The sequence below is a fragment of the Methanomassiliicoccus sp. genome (genome assembly GCA_033485155.1).
In the GTDB taxonomy this organism is placed as follows: Archaea; Thermoplasmatota; Thermoplasmata; order Methanomassiliicoccales; family Methanomassiliicoccaceae; genus UBA6.
Genome location: JAWQJJ010000003.1, coordinates 92,023 through 106,481 on the forward strand (window position 1 = coordinate 92,023; position 14,459 = coordinate 106,481).

Consider the following 14,459-nt stretch of genomic DNA (forward strand, 5'->3'; position numbering starts at 1 on the left):
ACAAATAGATGAGGGAAGGGGTTTCCGACGTCCTCGATAGCCCCCGCGTTCACCGCACGAAGTCTATCCCGTCATCGTCGGCAGGGGCCTGCCTCTGTGGCTGCGGCCTGGCCGGCTGGGGCTGGGCACCAAGCTTGGACTTGGGGATGTCGTTCTCCAGGGCACCGAGCCTGCTGGTCGGCTGTCCGCCCTTGCCGTACATGTACTTGGAGGACGCGCCGGTGACAATAAGGAGGATCTTGATGGTACCCTCCAGCTCGGGGTCCACGGAGCAACCCCAGATGATCCTGGCACGCTCGTTAACGCTGTTGGTGACGATCTCGGCCGCCCTCTGGGCCTCACCCACTGACATGTCCGGGCCCCCGACAACGCGGATCAGCGCACCCTTGGCGTCCTTCAGGTTGATCTCGCCCAGCAATGGGGAAGTGAGCGCTTCGTGGACAGCGGCCTTGACCCGGTCGTCGTCCTCGGTGGTCGCCTCGCCGATGCCGACGAAAGCCACCCCGCCCTCCTTCATGACCGTCTGGATATCGGCGTAGTCAAGGTTGACCAGGCCGGGCTTGGTTATGATCTCGGTGAGCCCCTTGATGGTCTGCATGAGGACTTCATCGGCGACCTTGAAAGCCGCGTCCACCGGTAGCTTCGGAACGAGCTCCAGAAGCTTGTCGTTCGGAACCACGATGGTGGTGTCGCACACCGACCTCAGCTTGTTGAGGCCGATCATGGCGTTCTCAGCGCGGACGGTCCCTTCGGCCTTGAACGGGAAAGTGACCACACCGATGGTGAGCGCCCGGATCTGCTCCTTGGCGATCGAGGCAACGTAGTGCGCGGAACCGGTGCCGGTGCCGCCACCCATGCCAGCGGTGACGAATACGATGTTGGAACCGGTAAGGAACTGGCGGATGTCATTGTCGTTCTCTCGGGCTGCCGCCTCTCCGTTCTCGGGCAGGGCTCCGGCTCCCATACCGCGGGTGGTGCTCTTGCCGATGAGGATCTTCTTCGGCGCACGGATGGTCAACAGGTGCTTGGCATCGGTGTTGATGGCACACAACTGAGCGCCGCTGATGCCGGCATCAACGCAGCGGTTGATGGTGTTGGAACCGCCTCCGCCGCAGCCGATGATCTTAATGCAGACATCAAGCTTGGCGGCCATTTCGAGAATCTCTCTGTCGGTGTCGGACAATTCCTGCTGCTGAACCGGGGCAGGCGCCGGCGCGGGCTCAACAGGTCTCGCTACCAGCTTCTCCTTGTAGTCACTACCTAGTGCGTTCTTTACCAACGAATTTGGCATAAGTGCATCCCTCGTCTGACGGAACCGCCTCTCTGGCATATAAATTTTGCTAGTTCCATATGGCTCATAAAAATATACTGGGCAGATGTCTCCGACCCACATATCAAAGAGCGGGAGGAAGGTGTCTCAAGGAATTGTGTCGGACGATAGTCGGACGATATTTTTTTAATCCTCTACCATGGAAGCTTGAGGATATGAATGCTTACCGCCCCCTCCAGACTCCTGAATCCCTCAAGATATGCTCCCTCGGCCGTTACCGGGAGAAGGTACGACGTCAGCTTGACGCAGGTGAGCGCCACCGCATACATTGTGGCCGCCGCTTCGCGGTCTCCCGCCCGGATTCTTGGCCCAAGGCCAGTTTGGTACCTTCGAAGGAAATCGCCAATGAAATCGTGGAGCGCATCGATGGCTTCCATGCGCCGACCGCCGTTGCTCAACTCCTCGATCGATTTAGTAAATCCGCGCAGGGCGGTGAGCTCCTTGCGGCCTTCATCGGAGATCGCTTCATCGTCCACTGTGGGTCGGAAGGTGATGTTGACACCTATCTCGAGCACGAAAGCGCGTAGGTCATGACGCAGGGCGGCTTCCTTGGTCCGCTCCTCGATCGTTTCCCTTGTTTCATCGAAGCTGCGGTTGCGGGAGGCTTTCATGGCCTTGCGGAGAGGTTCCTCGATAGCCCCGCTGTATACGCCCATCCTCGTAAGGTCAGGGGCCATTTTGAGGAAGTCAGAGAGATAATCCCTGAGCTGCTCGGCGCTCCGGAAACGGTGCTTGGCCTGGTCCAGGCAGAACCCGATATCTCGTACCGACTCCATGACCTCCCCGTCCATGAACGTCTCCCTGGATAGCTCGGCGAGGGCGACGATATCGTCCACCGGGATCTCCTTTCTCTTGGACATCGCTGCCTGGAGCATGGTCTGCTCGTAAAGGGACGCGTAGATTGTGGCATGGGGGCCCACATATTCCCCGAGGAATCCTTGCACTGCCTTGCGCACGGCCCGGCTGGGGTGGACCATATCCGCTAGGATGATCGAGAGCATGACCCGGTCCCCGGCGAGTTCGGTTAGTATCTCCGCGACGGCCTTTCTTACTCGCTCATCCTCATGACCATAGTTCCTGAGCAGGAGAAGGATAGTGTCCTGGGGCTTGTTGGTGGCACGCTTCACCAGCCTACGCTTGACCTTTTCCGCGTCCGATCGAAGGTCAGAGGCGAGGGAGTCAAGCATGTTAGCCTCAAGCCGTTCCTCTTCGTACTTCTTGCCGAAAATACCAATGAACGACATCGGCCTTACCCTGGTCGCCAGTAAAATTTGAGAGCTACAAATAGATTGGCATCCAGCTATTATAATCTGGTAACGCCGTGGTCGCGATGCCAGACGGTCGATTTCGTGACATTATTATCGACCAACATCAAATAGTACTGGCACATGCTGGATGGAAGGTTCTGAAATATTTTTATCAAAACCTATATATGGCCGCGGCTCATTAGACCAAAAAACCGGGAACGAGGAATACCATGAGCGAGCTTTCGCCTGTAAGGAGCGCTTTGGACCAGATCAAGGGTCAGGATCACGTCCTGGACGCTTCTCTGGTGTCCCGCGGAGGCATGTACATCATGGGCGGACCCTTGAAGGGTATCCACCGTGAGACCTTCGCCGCCATGTCGGCCATCATCCTAGGTGCAGCGGAAACGACTTCTACCGAGCTCAAGGACAAGCTCACCAAGATCTCCATCGACCTAACCGAGCAGAGCTTGGTCATTGTAGGCATCGGGACGAAGTACCTTGTCACCGTCCTCATGGACCAGAACGGGGACAAAGACAAGGTGGTCGCCCTGACGCGTGAGCTACTGGCGAACGCGGAGTCGATCCTCTAGTCGCCAACCTGCCCTAATTTTTTGTCGTCATGGCAGCGTCAGCTATGCTTGGAGACTCACATGCGTCGGAATCCGCGCCGAAGCCACCGCAAGACGCTAACCATGCCTGATTGAGCCGAACGCGAGAGACCCTGGCCCGAGCCGAAAGCCCTGCTCCGATGATCTCGTATCGCCTTTAGCACATCATGATGGTCCCGGCAATCATCCGGGAGTTCGGTGTACGCCCGACCGATGGCCTGATTGTAATGGGCATCGCTGCCTCCCACCATGGGAAGCCCCATCGCCTTTGCCAAACGCTTGGCGGCGATGTTTCCTTTGCGCTTGGACCGTCCGTTGGCGACCTCCACCGCGTCGAACTGATGGCCCCGCACGTTCCTCTCACCGAGGCCGGACCAGGCCCTATAGGGATGAGGTGCGATGGCAATCCCCCCCGCAGCGTGGATGAGGTCTATGGTCTCGCCCACCGGGCGCCCCCGCGGTATCACCTCCGTGATGCCCAGGGCCAGAATGTGCCCTCCAGTCGAGGAGACCTCCATCGCCGGTACGATGATGATCCCGGCGCCGACGGTCGCCTCCTTGTGGGCTTCGAAGACGTTATGATCGGAGATGGCCACCGCTCCTAGCTCCAGCTCCTTGCACCGGACGATGATCTCCTCCACCGACTGCCGGCCATCGTCGGAGTGGGTGGAGTGGACATGAAGGTCGGCCCTCATCGTACAGTGGCCCCGCTGGGTAACCTGGGATCAGCCACCACCGGTGCGCCGTCCATGGTGAAGAACGCCAGGCCCTCCTCTGCATCGGGGGAGGGCAGGAACACCGCAACCTTGGCCCCCTCGGCGACATCCGGACATTGGCACCTGATCTCGCGGCCGATGTCTACCTTACCCTTGCCGGTCACCGTGCCGATCTTGAGGACAAGCTTTTGGAAGTCTTTGAACTCGATCTGCTTCTCCCCCGGGACCATGCCGCTGTTGACCGCGTCGCCGGGTTTGGCGTCCGTCGGCGGGGAGAGCAGCGTCACTAGTTCCCCAGCCTCGGCGGCCAGGAGCATGCCCTGCGACTCATATCCCCTCAGCTTGGCGGGCTTGAGATTGGAGACCACTACGACCTTGCGGCCTTTCAGTTCCTCAGGAGAGTAGTATGCCTTGAGCCCGGCCACGATCTGCACCTTCCTGCCGATGTCGACCTGCATGAGCAGCAGGGAGTCGGCGTTGGGATGATTTCCCGCCTCGATGATCTGGCCGACCTTGAGATTAAGGGTTGTAAATCCGTTGAACGCCGAGCTGGCATCATCCTTTTCAACGATGATCTTCGAGAACAGGGGCTTGGGCTCCAGCATCTTCTGTCCACCATGGAGAGGGACATCAATGGCCTTCCAGCCCGCCGCTTCCAGCTCGCCTTCCTGCCCCAGGAGCTTCCAAGCCCCCCGGGCCGAGCGGGGCATGAACGGATAGCTCATGATCGCCAGGGCCTTCACCAACTCGAGGTTCAGGTTCAACGCGGAACCGCAGGCCACCCGGTCCTTCTTTATCAGTGCCCACGGCCCGACCCCGTCGAAGTATCGGTTGCCGAACTGGGCCAGGTCCATTATCCCCTTCAGCGCGCGCTTGAACTCGCATGCCTCTAGGTCAGAAGCGACCTGTTTGCGGGCGGTCTCGATGGCATCCCAGACCTCCCTACGGTCGACGTCCGAGCCCACGTATTCCGGCACCATGCCATAGTGCTTGTAGGTGAAGCTCATGACCCGATGGTAGAAGTTGCCGAGCGTGGCCACCAGCTCATTGTTGACCTTGGTCTCGAAGTCCGCCCACGAGAAGTCGGAGTCCTTGTTCTCGGGCATGTTGACCGCCACGTAGTAGCGGATGGCGTCGACCTCGAACTTCTGCAACATGGAGGGGATGTCGATGCTGTTCCCGCGGCTCTTGGAAAGCTTATCGCCCTTGAAGGTCAGGAACTCGTTGGCCGGGACGTCATAGGGGAGGTTTAGATTTCCGTAACCCATGAGCATCGCCGGCCAGATGATTGTATGGAATGGGATGTTATCCTTTCCCAGGAAGTAGTAGCTGCGCACCGAGGGGTCCTCCCAATACGCTTTCCACGCATCAGGCCGTCCGACCATCTTGGCCCACTCCTTGGACGCCGATAGATAACCTATGACCGCGTCGAACCACACATAGACGACCTTACCCTCCCAGCCAGGGATGGGCACCGGGATCCCCCAGGCCATATCCCGGGTTATGGGGCGGTCCTGCAGCCCAGCCTCCAACCAGTTCCTGGTGAACAGCCTGACCGAGGACTTCCAGTTCTCTTTGCCCTCCACCCAGTCGAGGAGAGGTTGCTGGAACTCCGAGAGTTTGAGGAAATAGTGCTCGGTCTCCCTCATCTCCGGCTCGGTGTTGCAGTGCAAGCAGGTCGCATCCTCCAGCTCCCCGCCCTCGAAGGTCTTCCCGCATTTTTCGCACTGATCGCCCCTTGCCTTCTCGTTGCCGCAGGAGGGGCACCTTCCCTCCACGTAGCGGTCGGGTAGGAACTTCGCGCATCGCGGGCAATAGTACTGCTGGGTGCCCTTCTTGTAAAGGTATCCCTTATCCCTCAAGGTCAGGAACACGTCGTCCACGACCTCGAAGTGGTTTTCCGTGTGGGTCTTGGTGAAGAGCGAGAACTCGATATCTAAGCCTTCGATCGCCCGCTTGTTGATCTCATGGTACCGCTCGGCGATGACCTCGGGGGTCACCCCCTCCTTCTCGGCCTTAACGGTAATGGGCGTTCCATGCTGGTCGGAACCGGACACCATGAGCACCTCGTTGCCGATCAGTCGGTGATACTTGGAGAATATGTCGGGGGGCAGGAGGGAACCGGCCACGTGCCCCAGGTGGATGGGGGCGTTCGCATATGGCCAGGCGACGCATACTAGGACCTTTACCATTATATCGCCTGTGGATTGTGGAGGAAGGATTTAACGATGATGCGCCCCCCGCCGAAAGGACGGAAGGGTGAGGATCGCATCATCCCTTAGGTGCTCAGGTCCATGTTCCGGGATGGGGGTGGATGGTGTACCACGACTGGCGTAGGACCTCGGGCCGGCGGGGACCGGGCCCTCCCATCACCTTTTTATCAACGGGGTCTATTGCGTGGAACATGCGCATAGCCGTACTGCTGAAGGACCACTGCCAACCCAAGAAGTGCAACGCTGAGTGCAGGAACTACTGTCCAAAGGTGCGCACCGGAGTGGAGGCGGTGGTCATAGGGGACGGCGGACGGCCGATCATATCGGAGGAGCTTTGCGCGGGCTGCGGCATCTGCGTGCACAAGTGCCCATTCGAGGCCATCAAGATCATTGGCCTGCCCGAGGAGCTGAAGTCCGACCTAATGCACCAGTATGGCCTGAACGGTTTCCGTATCTATCGCCTTCCGGTGCCCAAGAGGGGGCTGGTGACCGGTATCCTCGGACCGAACGGTATCGGGAAGACGACATCCATCAAGCTGTTGTCGGGGGAGGAGACTCCCAACTTCGGCGAGTTCGAGAACCCGCCCAGCCGGGAAGAGGTTCTGGCGCGGCTCTCGGGAACAGAGCTCGGCGATTACCTGACCAAGGTCTACGCTGGTAACGTACGGACGGCGCTGAAGCCGCAGTACGTGGACAAGTTACCCAAGGTGGTCAAGGGCGTGGTCCGGGACCTGCTGTCCAAGGTGGCCGAGAGGATGACCGTGGACCAGGCCGCCGACCTATTGGACCTGAAGGAGGTCATCGACCGCCCCCTGGACAAGCTCTCCGGGGGCGAGTTGCAGCGGGTAGCCATCGCCGCTTCGCTGATGAAGGACGCCGATACATACTTCTTCGACGAGCCTTCCTCATACCTGGATATCTACCAGCGCATCAAGGTCGCCCGACTCATCCAGCAGCTGGCGGAGGAGAAGCAGGTGGTAGTCATCGAGCACGACCTGGCCATCCTGGACTTCCTGGCGGATAACGCCTATCTGGTGTACGGCTCGGAGGGCGCCTACGGTGTGTTCGCTCAACCGCGCCAGGTGCGCATCGCCATCAACACCTACCTTGATGGCTACATGCGAGAGGAAAACATCCGCTTCCGCGATACCCAGATCCGGTTCGAGTCTCATCCCCCACGCGACAGCCAGGTAACCGCTCACCTGTTAGACTACCCTCATCTGGAGTGCGACTTCAAAGAGTTCAAGCTGACGGCGGAGCCGGGGTCCATCAAGATCGGCGAATCGATCGGCGTGGTCGGGCCCAATGCCATCGGAAAAACGACCTTCGTGAAGATGCTGGCCGGAATCCAGGAGCCGACTCTGGGCAAGGTGGACAAGAACGTCAAAGTATCATATAAACCGCAGTACATCACCCCGGACTTCGACGGTTCAGTCATGGATCTGTTCATGGTGACGAACCACGAGTTCTTCCAGTCCGGCTTCTTCGAGAGCGAGATAGCCCATCCTCTAATGCTCAAGAGACTCTACGAGAAGAACGTCAACACCCTGTCGGGAGGAGAGCTCCAGAGAGTAGCCATCGCCATCTGCCTGGCCAAGGAGGCGGACATGTACCTGCTAGATGAGCCATCGGCCTATCTCGATTCCAACCAGAGGATGGAGGCGGCCAAGACGGTGCGGCGGGTCATGGAGAAGCGGGGTCGGAGCGCCCTCATCGTCGATCACGACATCTACTTCTTGGACATGGTCTCCGACTCCATAATGGTGTTCTCAGGTCACCCCGGAAGGGAGGGGCATGCCAACGGCCCGTTCGACATGCGGGCGGGCATGAACATGTTCCTCAAGGGCGTCGACGTGACCTTTAGGCGGGACAACGACACCAACCGCCCGCGGATCAACAAGCCCGGCTCCAGGCTGGACCGGGAGCAGAAGGAGAGGGGCGAGTACTACTACTCACAGGCCTAGGGAGAACAGACCTTCTTCGAGGTCCTCCATCTCCACACATAATAAACGATCAGGGCGGCGATGCCGATGACCACGATGATCTCGAACGGGCGATAGAGGGCCTCCACGCTCTCCCAGTTATCGCCCAAGACCACGCCGATATATGTTAGCAGAAGGCACCACGGCAGGGATCCGACCGCGGATAGGAGGACAAAGCGCTTGAACGGCATGCGGGCGATCCCCGCGGGAAGCGAGATGAACGTCCTGACCACTGGCAAAAGGCGCGATCCGAAGACCGCCCAGTCACCGTACTTATGGAACCAACACTCCGCCAGATCCAGGTGCTTTTCGTTCATCCTGACGTACCGACCGTACTTGATGATGAACGGGCGGCCTCCTTTGAGGCCGACAAGGTAGGCGAGGGTAGAGCCGATAGTGCATCCAATGGTCCCCGCGACGGCGACCAGCAAAGAATCAATCAGGGTATCGCCAGTAATGCTCAAACGGCCGAGGGACACGAGGGCCCCGGCGAAGGGCAGGACTACTTCGCTGGGAACGGGGAGGCACATGCTCTCCAAAGCCATCAGCATGACGATGCCGGGATATCCTGTGGCCTGGATGAGATCCATGATCACCTGGACGGCCCATGCGATCAACCCTGCTAGATAGTCCATCGTAGTGCTCAGACCATTCGCCGATATAAAGCTTGGCGGATGCAGGAACATAAACGATAGATATGCCGAGAAGTGTTACCGACGATGAAGGGTTCGGACATGGACGCGATCAGGGTTACGGATGGCATATACTGGGTAGGAGCGATAGACTGGAACATCCGCAGCTTTCACGGTTACACCACCCCCAGGGGATCGACCTATAACGCTTACCTTATCACCGGGGACAAGAACATCCTGATCGATACAGTCAAGCGGCCGTTCTTCGAGGAGATGCTCAGCCGGATCAGGAGCGTGATCGATCCATCGAAGATCGATATCATCGTTTCCAACCATACCGAAATGGATCACTCCAGCAGTCTACCTTTAATACAAGAGGTATGCGGCGCGACGGTCCTGGCATCTCGTTTCGGGGTCGAAGGCCTCCGCCTACACTACCCTGACCTGAGGACGGAGATGGTGGGGGACGGGCAGGAGATCAAAGCCGGCGGCAAGACGCTGAAGTTCATCGATACTCCCATGCTCCATTGGCCAGATTCGATGTTTACCTATGTTGAGGAGGACAAGGTTCTATTCAGCATGGATGCCTTCGGCCAGCACTTCGCCACCTCCAAACGATTCAATGACGAGGTCGACCAGGGTGCCCTGTTCCAGGAGGCAGCCAAGTACTATGCCAACATCATCCTTCCATTCAACGCGCAGGTCCGCCAGACCATCAAGAAGGCCCAGGACATCGACATCAAGATCCTGGCAACCGCTCATGGGGTGATATGGAGGACCGGCTTGGACAAAATCCTATCTCTGTACACGGAGTGGTCCTCCGCTCATACGGGGGAGAAAGCGGTGGTGGTCTACGACACCATGTGGAACAGCACCCGAATCATGGCCGATGAAATCGCCGAGGGCATAGCCTCCGAGGGGGTATCGGTCGAGGTGCTGAAGCTTACATCCACCGATCGGAGCGAGGTCATGATGAAGGTCCTGGAAGCGCGGGCAGTGGTCGTCGGTACGCCCACTCTGAATAACACCATGTATCCTTCGGTGGCGGACATGGTCTATTATATGAAGGGTCTGAGGCCGACCGGGCGTCTCGGCGCGGTGTTCGGCTCCTACGGCTGGGCCGGAGGGGCGACCAAGCAGGTGCATGATCTGATGAAAGGCGGAGGGCTGGAGATGCCTTTTGAGGACCTGCAGGTCCGGTACATACCGCACGACGAGGAAAGGAGAAAGTGCCGGGAGTACGGAAGGCAAATAGCTATGAAGATTATGGATATGTCCGCGGGGAAGGACCGAACGGCCAATGAGGCTTGATCCCCGCCTAATATTATGAAAAAGGCACAGGGGCGGCCGTCGGGGGCCACACCCGTGTGCTTGCGTGCAAAGAGCCTTACGCCGGGGACAGGGCCCCGTTGCTGGCCTTGGCCCGAGCCTTGCCCTTGGCCGCAGCCTTCACCCCGGCCGCCTTCAGGAGCGCGTCGACCTTATCGACCTTTTCCCATGTGAACTCCGGTTCGTTGCGTCCGAAGTGCCCGTAGGCGGAGGTCTTGGCATAGATCGGGCGGCGGAGATTGAGGGTTTCCATTATACCATCGGGGGAGAGGTCGAAGACCTTGACCACGGCCTTGGCGATCTCATCCTCGGAAACGATCGAGGTGCCCTTGGTGTCGACCATCACCGAAACGGGATTAACGACGCCTATGGCGTAGGCTACCTGAACCTCGGCGGTCTTGGCCAGTCCGGCAGCAACGATGTTCTTGGCGATGTACCGGCACATATAGGCGGCCGAGCGGTCCACTTTGGTGGGATCCTTCCCCGAGAACGCCCCGCCCCCGTGGCGACCCATGCCCCCGTAGGTATCCACGATGATCTTGCGACCAGTGACGCCGGAGTCCCCGCAGGGGCCGCCGATGACGAACCTGCCGGTGGGGTTGATGAAGTATTTGGTCTTGGAATCCAGCCACTTTCCGCATACTGGCTTGATCACCTTGTCCTTCATGGCCTTCTCGATTATGGCGTGGATCGCCTCATCGTCGCTCTCTCCCTCGATGACCGGAGCGTGCTGGGTCGAGACCACCACGGTATCGATCCGCTTGGGCTTACCATCGACATACTCCACGGTGACCTGGGTCTTCCCGTCCGGGCGCAGCCAGGGCAGGGTCCCGTCCTTCCTGAGCTTGGCAAGCTGCTGGGCCAACTTCTGGGCCATAAGGATGGGTAGGGGCATAAGCTCCGCCGTCTCATCGGTGGCGAAGCCGAACATGAGGCCCTGGTCCCCCGCCCCGGTGGCCAATTTCTTGCCTTTCTTCTTGCGGCATACACCCATGTCAATGTCCGCAGACTGGTCATGTAGGGATGAGAGGACGCAGATATGGTCAGCGTCGAATCCATAGTCGGGATGATCGTAGCCGATATCCCGGACCGCCTTGCGGATTACCTTGTCAGCATCCACGTGCACGTTTAGGCACGGATCGGTCTTCACCTCTCCCGCAACCACTACCATGCCAGTGGTCGCCATGGTCTCGATGGCGATATGGGCGTTTGGGTCCTGGGCCAGGTAGGCGTCTAGAATGGAATCGGAAATGCGATCGCATAACTTGTCAGGGTGACCCTCGGTCACCGATTCCGATGTGAACAGGTGGGTTACCATAATGACCACGTAGTGTGGCTAAAACACAGGAGTGTATATATACTTTAACGCTAAATCCTATGTATAGAAATATAACTGATGGTTATAATGGAGCTCTCTGAGATCAGGAAGCTGAGGCAGAAGGCGGGCATCTCCCAGACTGAGCTCGCCAGGAAAGCGGGTGTGTCCCAGGCTCATATCGCCAAGATCGAGAGCGGGAAGGTCGACCCTCGATTCTCCACCGTGGAGCGCATCATGCGGTGCTTGAAAGAGGAGGAGAAGGACCACTGCTCCAAATACATGACCGAGACCATCTTCGGGGTGCAGGCCGATGACACCGTCTCCACGGCGGCCGGGATCATGAGCGCCAGAGGAGTGTCGCAGCTCATAGTGTTCCGTGGGGAGGCCATAGTCGGCCTCCTCACCGAGGAGGACCTTCTGCGGTTCAAAGGGGACCCTCAGATCACTCCGGCCAGCGAGGTGATGAGTGACCCCCCGCCCACAGTCTCCAAAAACACCAGTTCCGACACGGTGAAGGAGCTGCTGTTGGAGTTTCCCGCGGTGGTGGTGGTCGACCAGGACAGGGCTGCGGGCATCTTGACCAAGTCCGACCTCATCAAGCGTTAGTCCGGACCTTTCTCTGGCCCATAGTAACTGCCTCAATAATGTTAAATGCCAGTATTCGTCTACCAACATCATATGGGAAAAGCGGACACCCACGTCCATACCAAGTACTCCGGGCTGCACAGAATGGGAGTGTTACGGTTCCCCGAATCGGTCTCTGATCCGAAGGATGTGATCGAGCACGCACGTTCGGCGGGCATGAACGTGGTGTGCATTACCGACCATAATTCCATTGCCGGGGCCAAGAAGGCGCGGGAGCTCGGGGCGTCCATCGACGGCATCGAAGTGGTCATGGGCGAGGAGGTCAGCACTGCCGACGGAGAGGTCATCGGGTTGTTCCTGGAGGAGGAGATCCCCGCCGGCCTGCCCATACAGGACACTATCGATCGCATTCGTTCCCAGGATGGGCTGGTCATCGCTCCCCATCCATTCAGCCTCCACTGCCCCTGCCTCGGCGAGAGGATTAACGAGCTGGACGTGGACGGGATCGAGGTGCTCAACGGGGGGCACATCGATAACTACGCTAACCCTCGCGCGGAGAAGGCCGCCCAAGGCGGCAAGTTCGCCCGCATGGGGGGCTCCGATTCCCACTACCTGAAGACCATCGGCATCACCTATACCAATTTCGATGGTACCACCGCCGAAGAGCTGAGAAAGGCGATCCTGAACAAGAGGACCTCAGCCGGCGGAAGGGTCATGCCCTTGGACAAAGCCATCGCCTGGAGCGTGAGCGTCGTCCTGGAATCGGACCGACTGATCGTGCGTTCGATGTTCGGCCTGGACCGAGAGCTCACCGATGACCCCATCCACGACCTGGTGCACAAGATGAAGCTGGGGCAGAAGCTCGGGGCGCTGGTCGGCTCGTTCGTCTACTTCCTGCCACCCGTCCCCTACCTTGTAGGTATTGCCAGCAAAAAGGTGCTGCACCACAAGGGGGACGAGCAACGATCGGGCAACGGCAGCGGCCTGGGCCACCTGGGCCTTTTCGATTGATCAGTGTACGTGCTCATGCTCCAGGTGCTCGGGATCGGACAGCCGACCGAGAGCGGAGATCAGCACCTCGCTAAGGGCCGGATGTATGACCTGGCTACGGGCCATGGGCATGTATGATTGGTCCCCGGCGTTCATAAGATACACCATCTGCTGGACCAGCAGGTCCGCGTCCTTGCCGACGATGTGCGCCCCGAGGATGCGCCGGGTGCCCTTCTCCACCACCACCTTGACCAGCCCGGTGTCGTCGGCCATGGCGCTCCCCTTGGCCACCATGGCATACCGGCTGTAGCCGGTGAGGTACTTCAGACCGCCTATCTTCGCCTGCTCCTCGGTCAGTCCCACGCTCCCCACTGTGGGATAGGTATAGATGGCATGGGGGATGGCATGCTCATCGGTCTCCGCCGGCTCGGCATTGTTCATGTTGTACCACACGACCTGGCTCTCGTAGTTGGCGGTGTGCCGATACATGTGCTTCCCGGTGATGTCCCCCAGGGCCCAGATTCCCGGAGCGGTGGTCCTCAGATAGCTATCGACCTTGACATAGCCTAGCTCGTCGACCTCCACCCCTGTCGCCTTGACGTTCAGCAGGTCGGCGTTGCTCTGCATCCCCGTACCCACGAACAACATCTCCGCCTGCTCGCTGACCACCGCTCCCGTCCCTCGGTCCCGCCTTTCGACCTCGACGCCATCGGGGACGGCCTTGACCTCCGTCACCGCCTGATCGGTCGAGATGGCGACATGCTTCCCCAGCTCCTTCCTCACTACGAAGCTCATCTCCGGTTCCTCGTCCGGAAGGAGCCGCACGTTCCTTTGGATGATCGAGACCTTGCACCCCATGGCCGAAAAGAAGTGGGCGAACTCACAGGACTTGTACCCCCCACCGATCATAATCATGCTGCGAGGTAGAGCGATGATATCGAAGAGGTTCTCCGATGTCCGATACGATACCTTTTCCAGGCCGGGGATAGGTGGTATGTATGAGCGGGCTCCGGCGGCGATGACGATCTTGGGGGCGTGAATAACCTCGTCACCTACAGCCATGGTGTGGTCCCCGATGAACCTGCCCTCAACATGGTAAAGTCGCATACGGGGATCCATCTTGATCGCTTCTTCGATGTGTCCCCGGTCATGCAGAACGACATCCCACATCCGCCTTCGTATCAGGTCGAAATCGATGCTCTCCACCCGGGCGGCGATACCGAGACGGGAAGCGTTCTCCATCTCCCTGATGACGTCGGCGGGGTAGATCCACATCTTCGATGGAATGCACCCCCGGTTAAGGCAGGTGCCCCCTAGGGGACCGTTCTCCACCAGAGCGACCTTCTGCCCAGCATTGACCGCTGGATCGACGATGTTCATTCCCGCTCCAGACCCGACGATGATGATATCGTACTCTTCCACTTGAACCCCGGTCAACAATGGACTGTGTGACTATTATTGGCTTTGCCCGATTCACGAAATAAGGGATGTGACGACATCTCCGACAGC

Annotated in this window: 12 protein-coding genes; 5 read left to right on the forward strand and 7 right to left on the reverse strand. The window is 59.0% G+C overall.

Annotated elements, in window-relative coordinates; genetic code table 11:
• Positions 1-49 precede the first annotated feature (49 nt).
• The gene (gene ftsZ, locus SA339_06030; protein MDW5562769.1) at positions 50-1,291 is read right to left on the reverse strand and encodes a cell division protein FtsZ; all 1,242 of its coding nucleotides are present in this window, start codon (positions 1,289-1,291) and stop codon (positions 50-52) included.
• Between the two features lie 173 nt (positions 1,292-1,464).
• On the reverse strand, positions 1,465-2,574 hold the full coding sequence (locus SA339_06035) for a hypothetical protein (protein MDW5562770.1): 1,110 nt from the start codon (positions 2,572-2,574) through the stop codon (positions 1,465-1,467).
• A gap of 233 nt (positions 2,575-2,807) precedes the next feature.
• Here SA339_06035 and SA339_06040 point away from each other — a divergent pair, with 233 nt between their 5' ends.
• Entirely contained in the window at positions 2,808-3,167 is a 360-nt protein-coding gene (locus tag SA339_06040) for a roadblock/LC7 domain-containing protein (GenBank protein MDW5562771.1), read from the forward strand.
• Between the two features lie 56 nt (positions 3,168-3,223).
• On the opposite strand, the gene SA339_06045 is transcribed toward SA339_06040, so the two are convergent.
• Together SA339_06045 and metG are read right to left on the reverse strand one after the other, a co-directional pair.
• Entirely contained in the window at positions 3,224-3,880 is a 657-nt protein-coding gene (locus SA339_06045) for a PHP domain-containing protein (protein MDW5562772.1), read from the reverse strand.
• Positions 3,877-6,093, reverse strand: a complete 2,217-nt coding sequence (gene metG, locus SA339_06050) for a methionine--tRNA ligase (protein MDW5562773.1) — start codon at positions 6,091-6,093, stop codon at positions 3,877-3,879. The genes SA339_06045 and metG overlap by 4 nt, the downstream gene beginning before the upstream one ends.
• A 212-nt stretch (positions 6,094-6,305) precedes the next feature.
• Between metG and SA339_06055 the strand changes: the two genes are divergently transcribed.
• Positions 6,306-8,078, forward strand: a complete 1,773-nt coding sequence (locus SA339_06055) for a ribosome biogenesis/translation initiation ATPase RLI (protein MDW5562774.1) — start codon at positions 6,306-6,308, stop codon at positions 8,076-8,078.
• Here SA339_06055 and SA339_06060 read toward each other — a convergent pair.
• On the reverse strand, positions 8,075-8,731 hold the full coding sequence (locus tag SA339_06060) for a DedA family protein (GenBank protein ID MDW5562775.1): 657 nt from the start codon (positions 8,729-8,731) through the stop codon (positions 8,075-8,077). The genes SA339_06055 and SA339_06060 overlap by 4 nt on opposite strands.
• A gap of 84 nt (positions 8,732-8,815) precedes the next feature.
• Between SA339_06060 and SA339_06065 the strand changes: the two genes are divergently transcribed.
• Entirely contained in the window at positions 8,816-10,039 is a 1,224-nt protein-coding gene (locus SA339_06065; protein ID MDW5562776.1) for an FprA family A-type flavoprotein, read from the forward strand.
• A gap of 76 nt (positions 10,040-10,115) precedes the next feature.
• Here the strand turns inward: SA339_06065 and metK are convergent, their stop codons facing one another.
• Positions 10,116-11,375 carry a methionine adenosyltransferase gene (gene metK, locus SA339_06070; GenBank protein ID MDW5562777.1) on the reverse strand — a complete coding sequence of 420 codons (1,260 nt, stop codon included), beginning with the start codon at positions 11,373-11,375 and terminating at the stop codon, positions 10,116-10,118.
• Positions 11,376-11,453: 78 nt separating this feature from the next.
• Between metK and SA339_06075 the strand changes: the two genes are divergently transcribed.
• Complete coding sequence (locus tag SA339_06075) at positions 11,454-11,981, forward strand: CBS domain-containing protein (protein MDW5562778.1); 528 nt, start codon at positions 11,454-11,456, stop codon at positions 11,979-11,981.
• 72 nt (positions 11,982-12,053) lie between these two features.
• Entirely contained in the window at positions 12,054-12,971 is a 918-nt protein-coding gene (locus SA339_06080; GenBank protein MDW5562779.1) for a PHP-associated domain-containing protein, read from the forward strand.
• Here the strand turns inward: SA339_06080 and SA339_06085 are convergent, their stop codons facing one another.
• Positions 12,972-14,372, reverse strand: coding sequence for a dihydrolipoyl dehydrogenase (locus tag SA339_06085; protein MDW5562780.1), 1,401 nt, complete (start codon positions 14,370-14,372; stop codon positions 12,972-12,974).
• Positions 14,373-14,459: the final 87 nt, after the last annotated feature.

What these genes read in the sequence shown, in the direction of transcription:
- ftsZ (MDW5562769.1), bottom strand. Translation starts at nt 1,291, where the DNA reads ATGCCAAATTCGTTGGTAAAGAACGCACTAGGTAGTGACTACAAGGAG.
- SA339_06035 (MDW5562770.1), bottom strand. Translation starts at nt 2,574, where the DNA reads ATGTCGTTCATTGGTATTTTCGGCAAGAAGTACGAAGAGGAACGGCTT.
- SA339_06040 (MDW5562771.1), top strand. Translation starts at nt 2,808, where the DNA reads ATGAGCGAGCTTTCGCCTGTAAGGAGCGCTTTGGACCAGATCAAGGGT.
- SA339_06045 (MDW5562772.1), bottom strand. Translation starts at nt 3,880, where the DNA reads ATGAGGGCCGACCTTCATGTCCACTCCACCCACTCCGACGATGGCCGG.
- metG (MDW5562773.1), bottom strand. Translation starts at nt 6,093, where the DNA reads ATGGTAAAGGTCCTAGTATGCGTCGCCTGGCCATATGCGAACGCCCCC.
- SA339_06055 (MDW5562774.1), top strand. Translation starts at nt 6,306, where the DNA reads ATGCGCATAGCCGTACTGCTGAAGGACCACTGCCAACCCAAGAAGTGC.
- SA339_06060 (MDW5562775.1), bottom strand. Translation starts at nt 8,731, where the DNA reads ATGGACTATCTAGCAGGGTTGATCGCATGGGCCGTCCAGGTGATCATG.
- SA339_06065 (MDW5562776.1), top strand. Translation starts at nt 8,816, where the DNA reads ATGAAGGGTTCGGACATGGACGCGATCAGGGTTACGGATGGCATATAC.
- metK (MDW5562777.1), bottom strand. Translation starts at nt 11,375, where the DNA reads ATGGTAACCCACCTGTTCACATCGGAATCGGTGACCGAGGGTCACCCT.
- SA339_06075 (MDW5562778.1), top strand. Translation starts at nt 11,454, where the DNA reads ATGGTTATAATGGAGCTCTCTGAGATCAGGAAGCTGAGGCAGAAGGCG.
- SA339_06080 (MDW5562779.1), top strand. Translation starts at nt 12,054, where the DNA reads ATGGGAAAAGCGGACACCCACGTCCATACCAAGTACTCCGGGCTGCAC.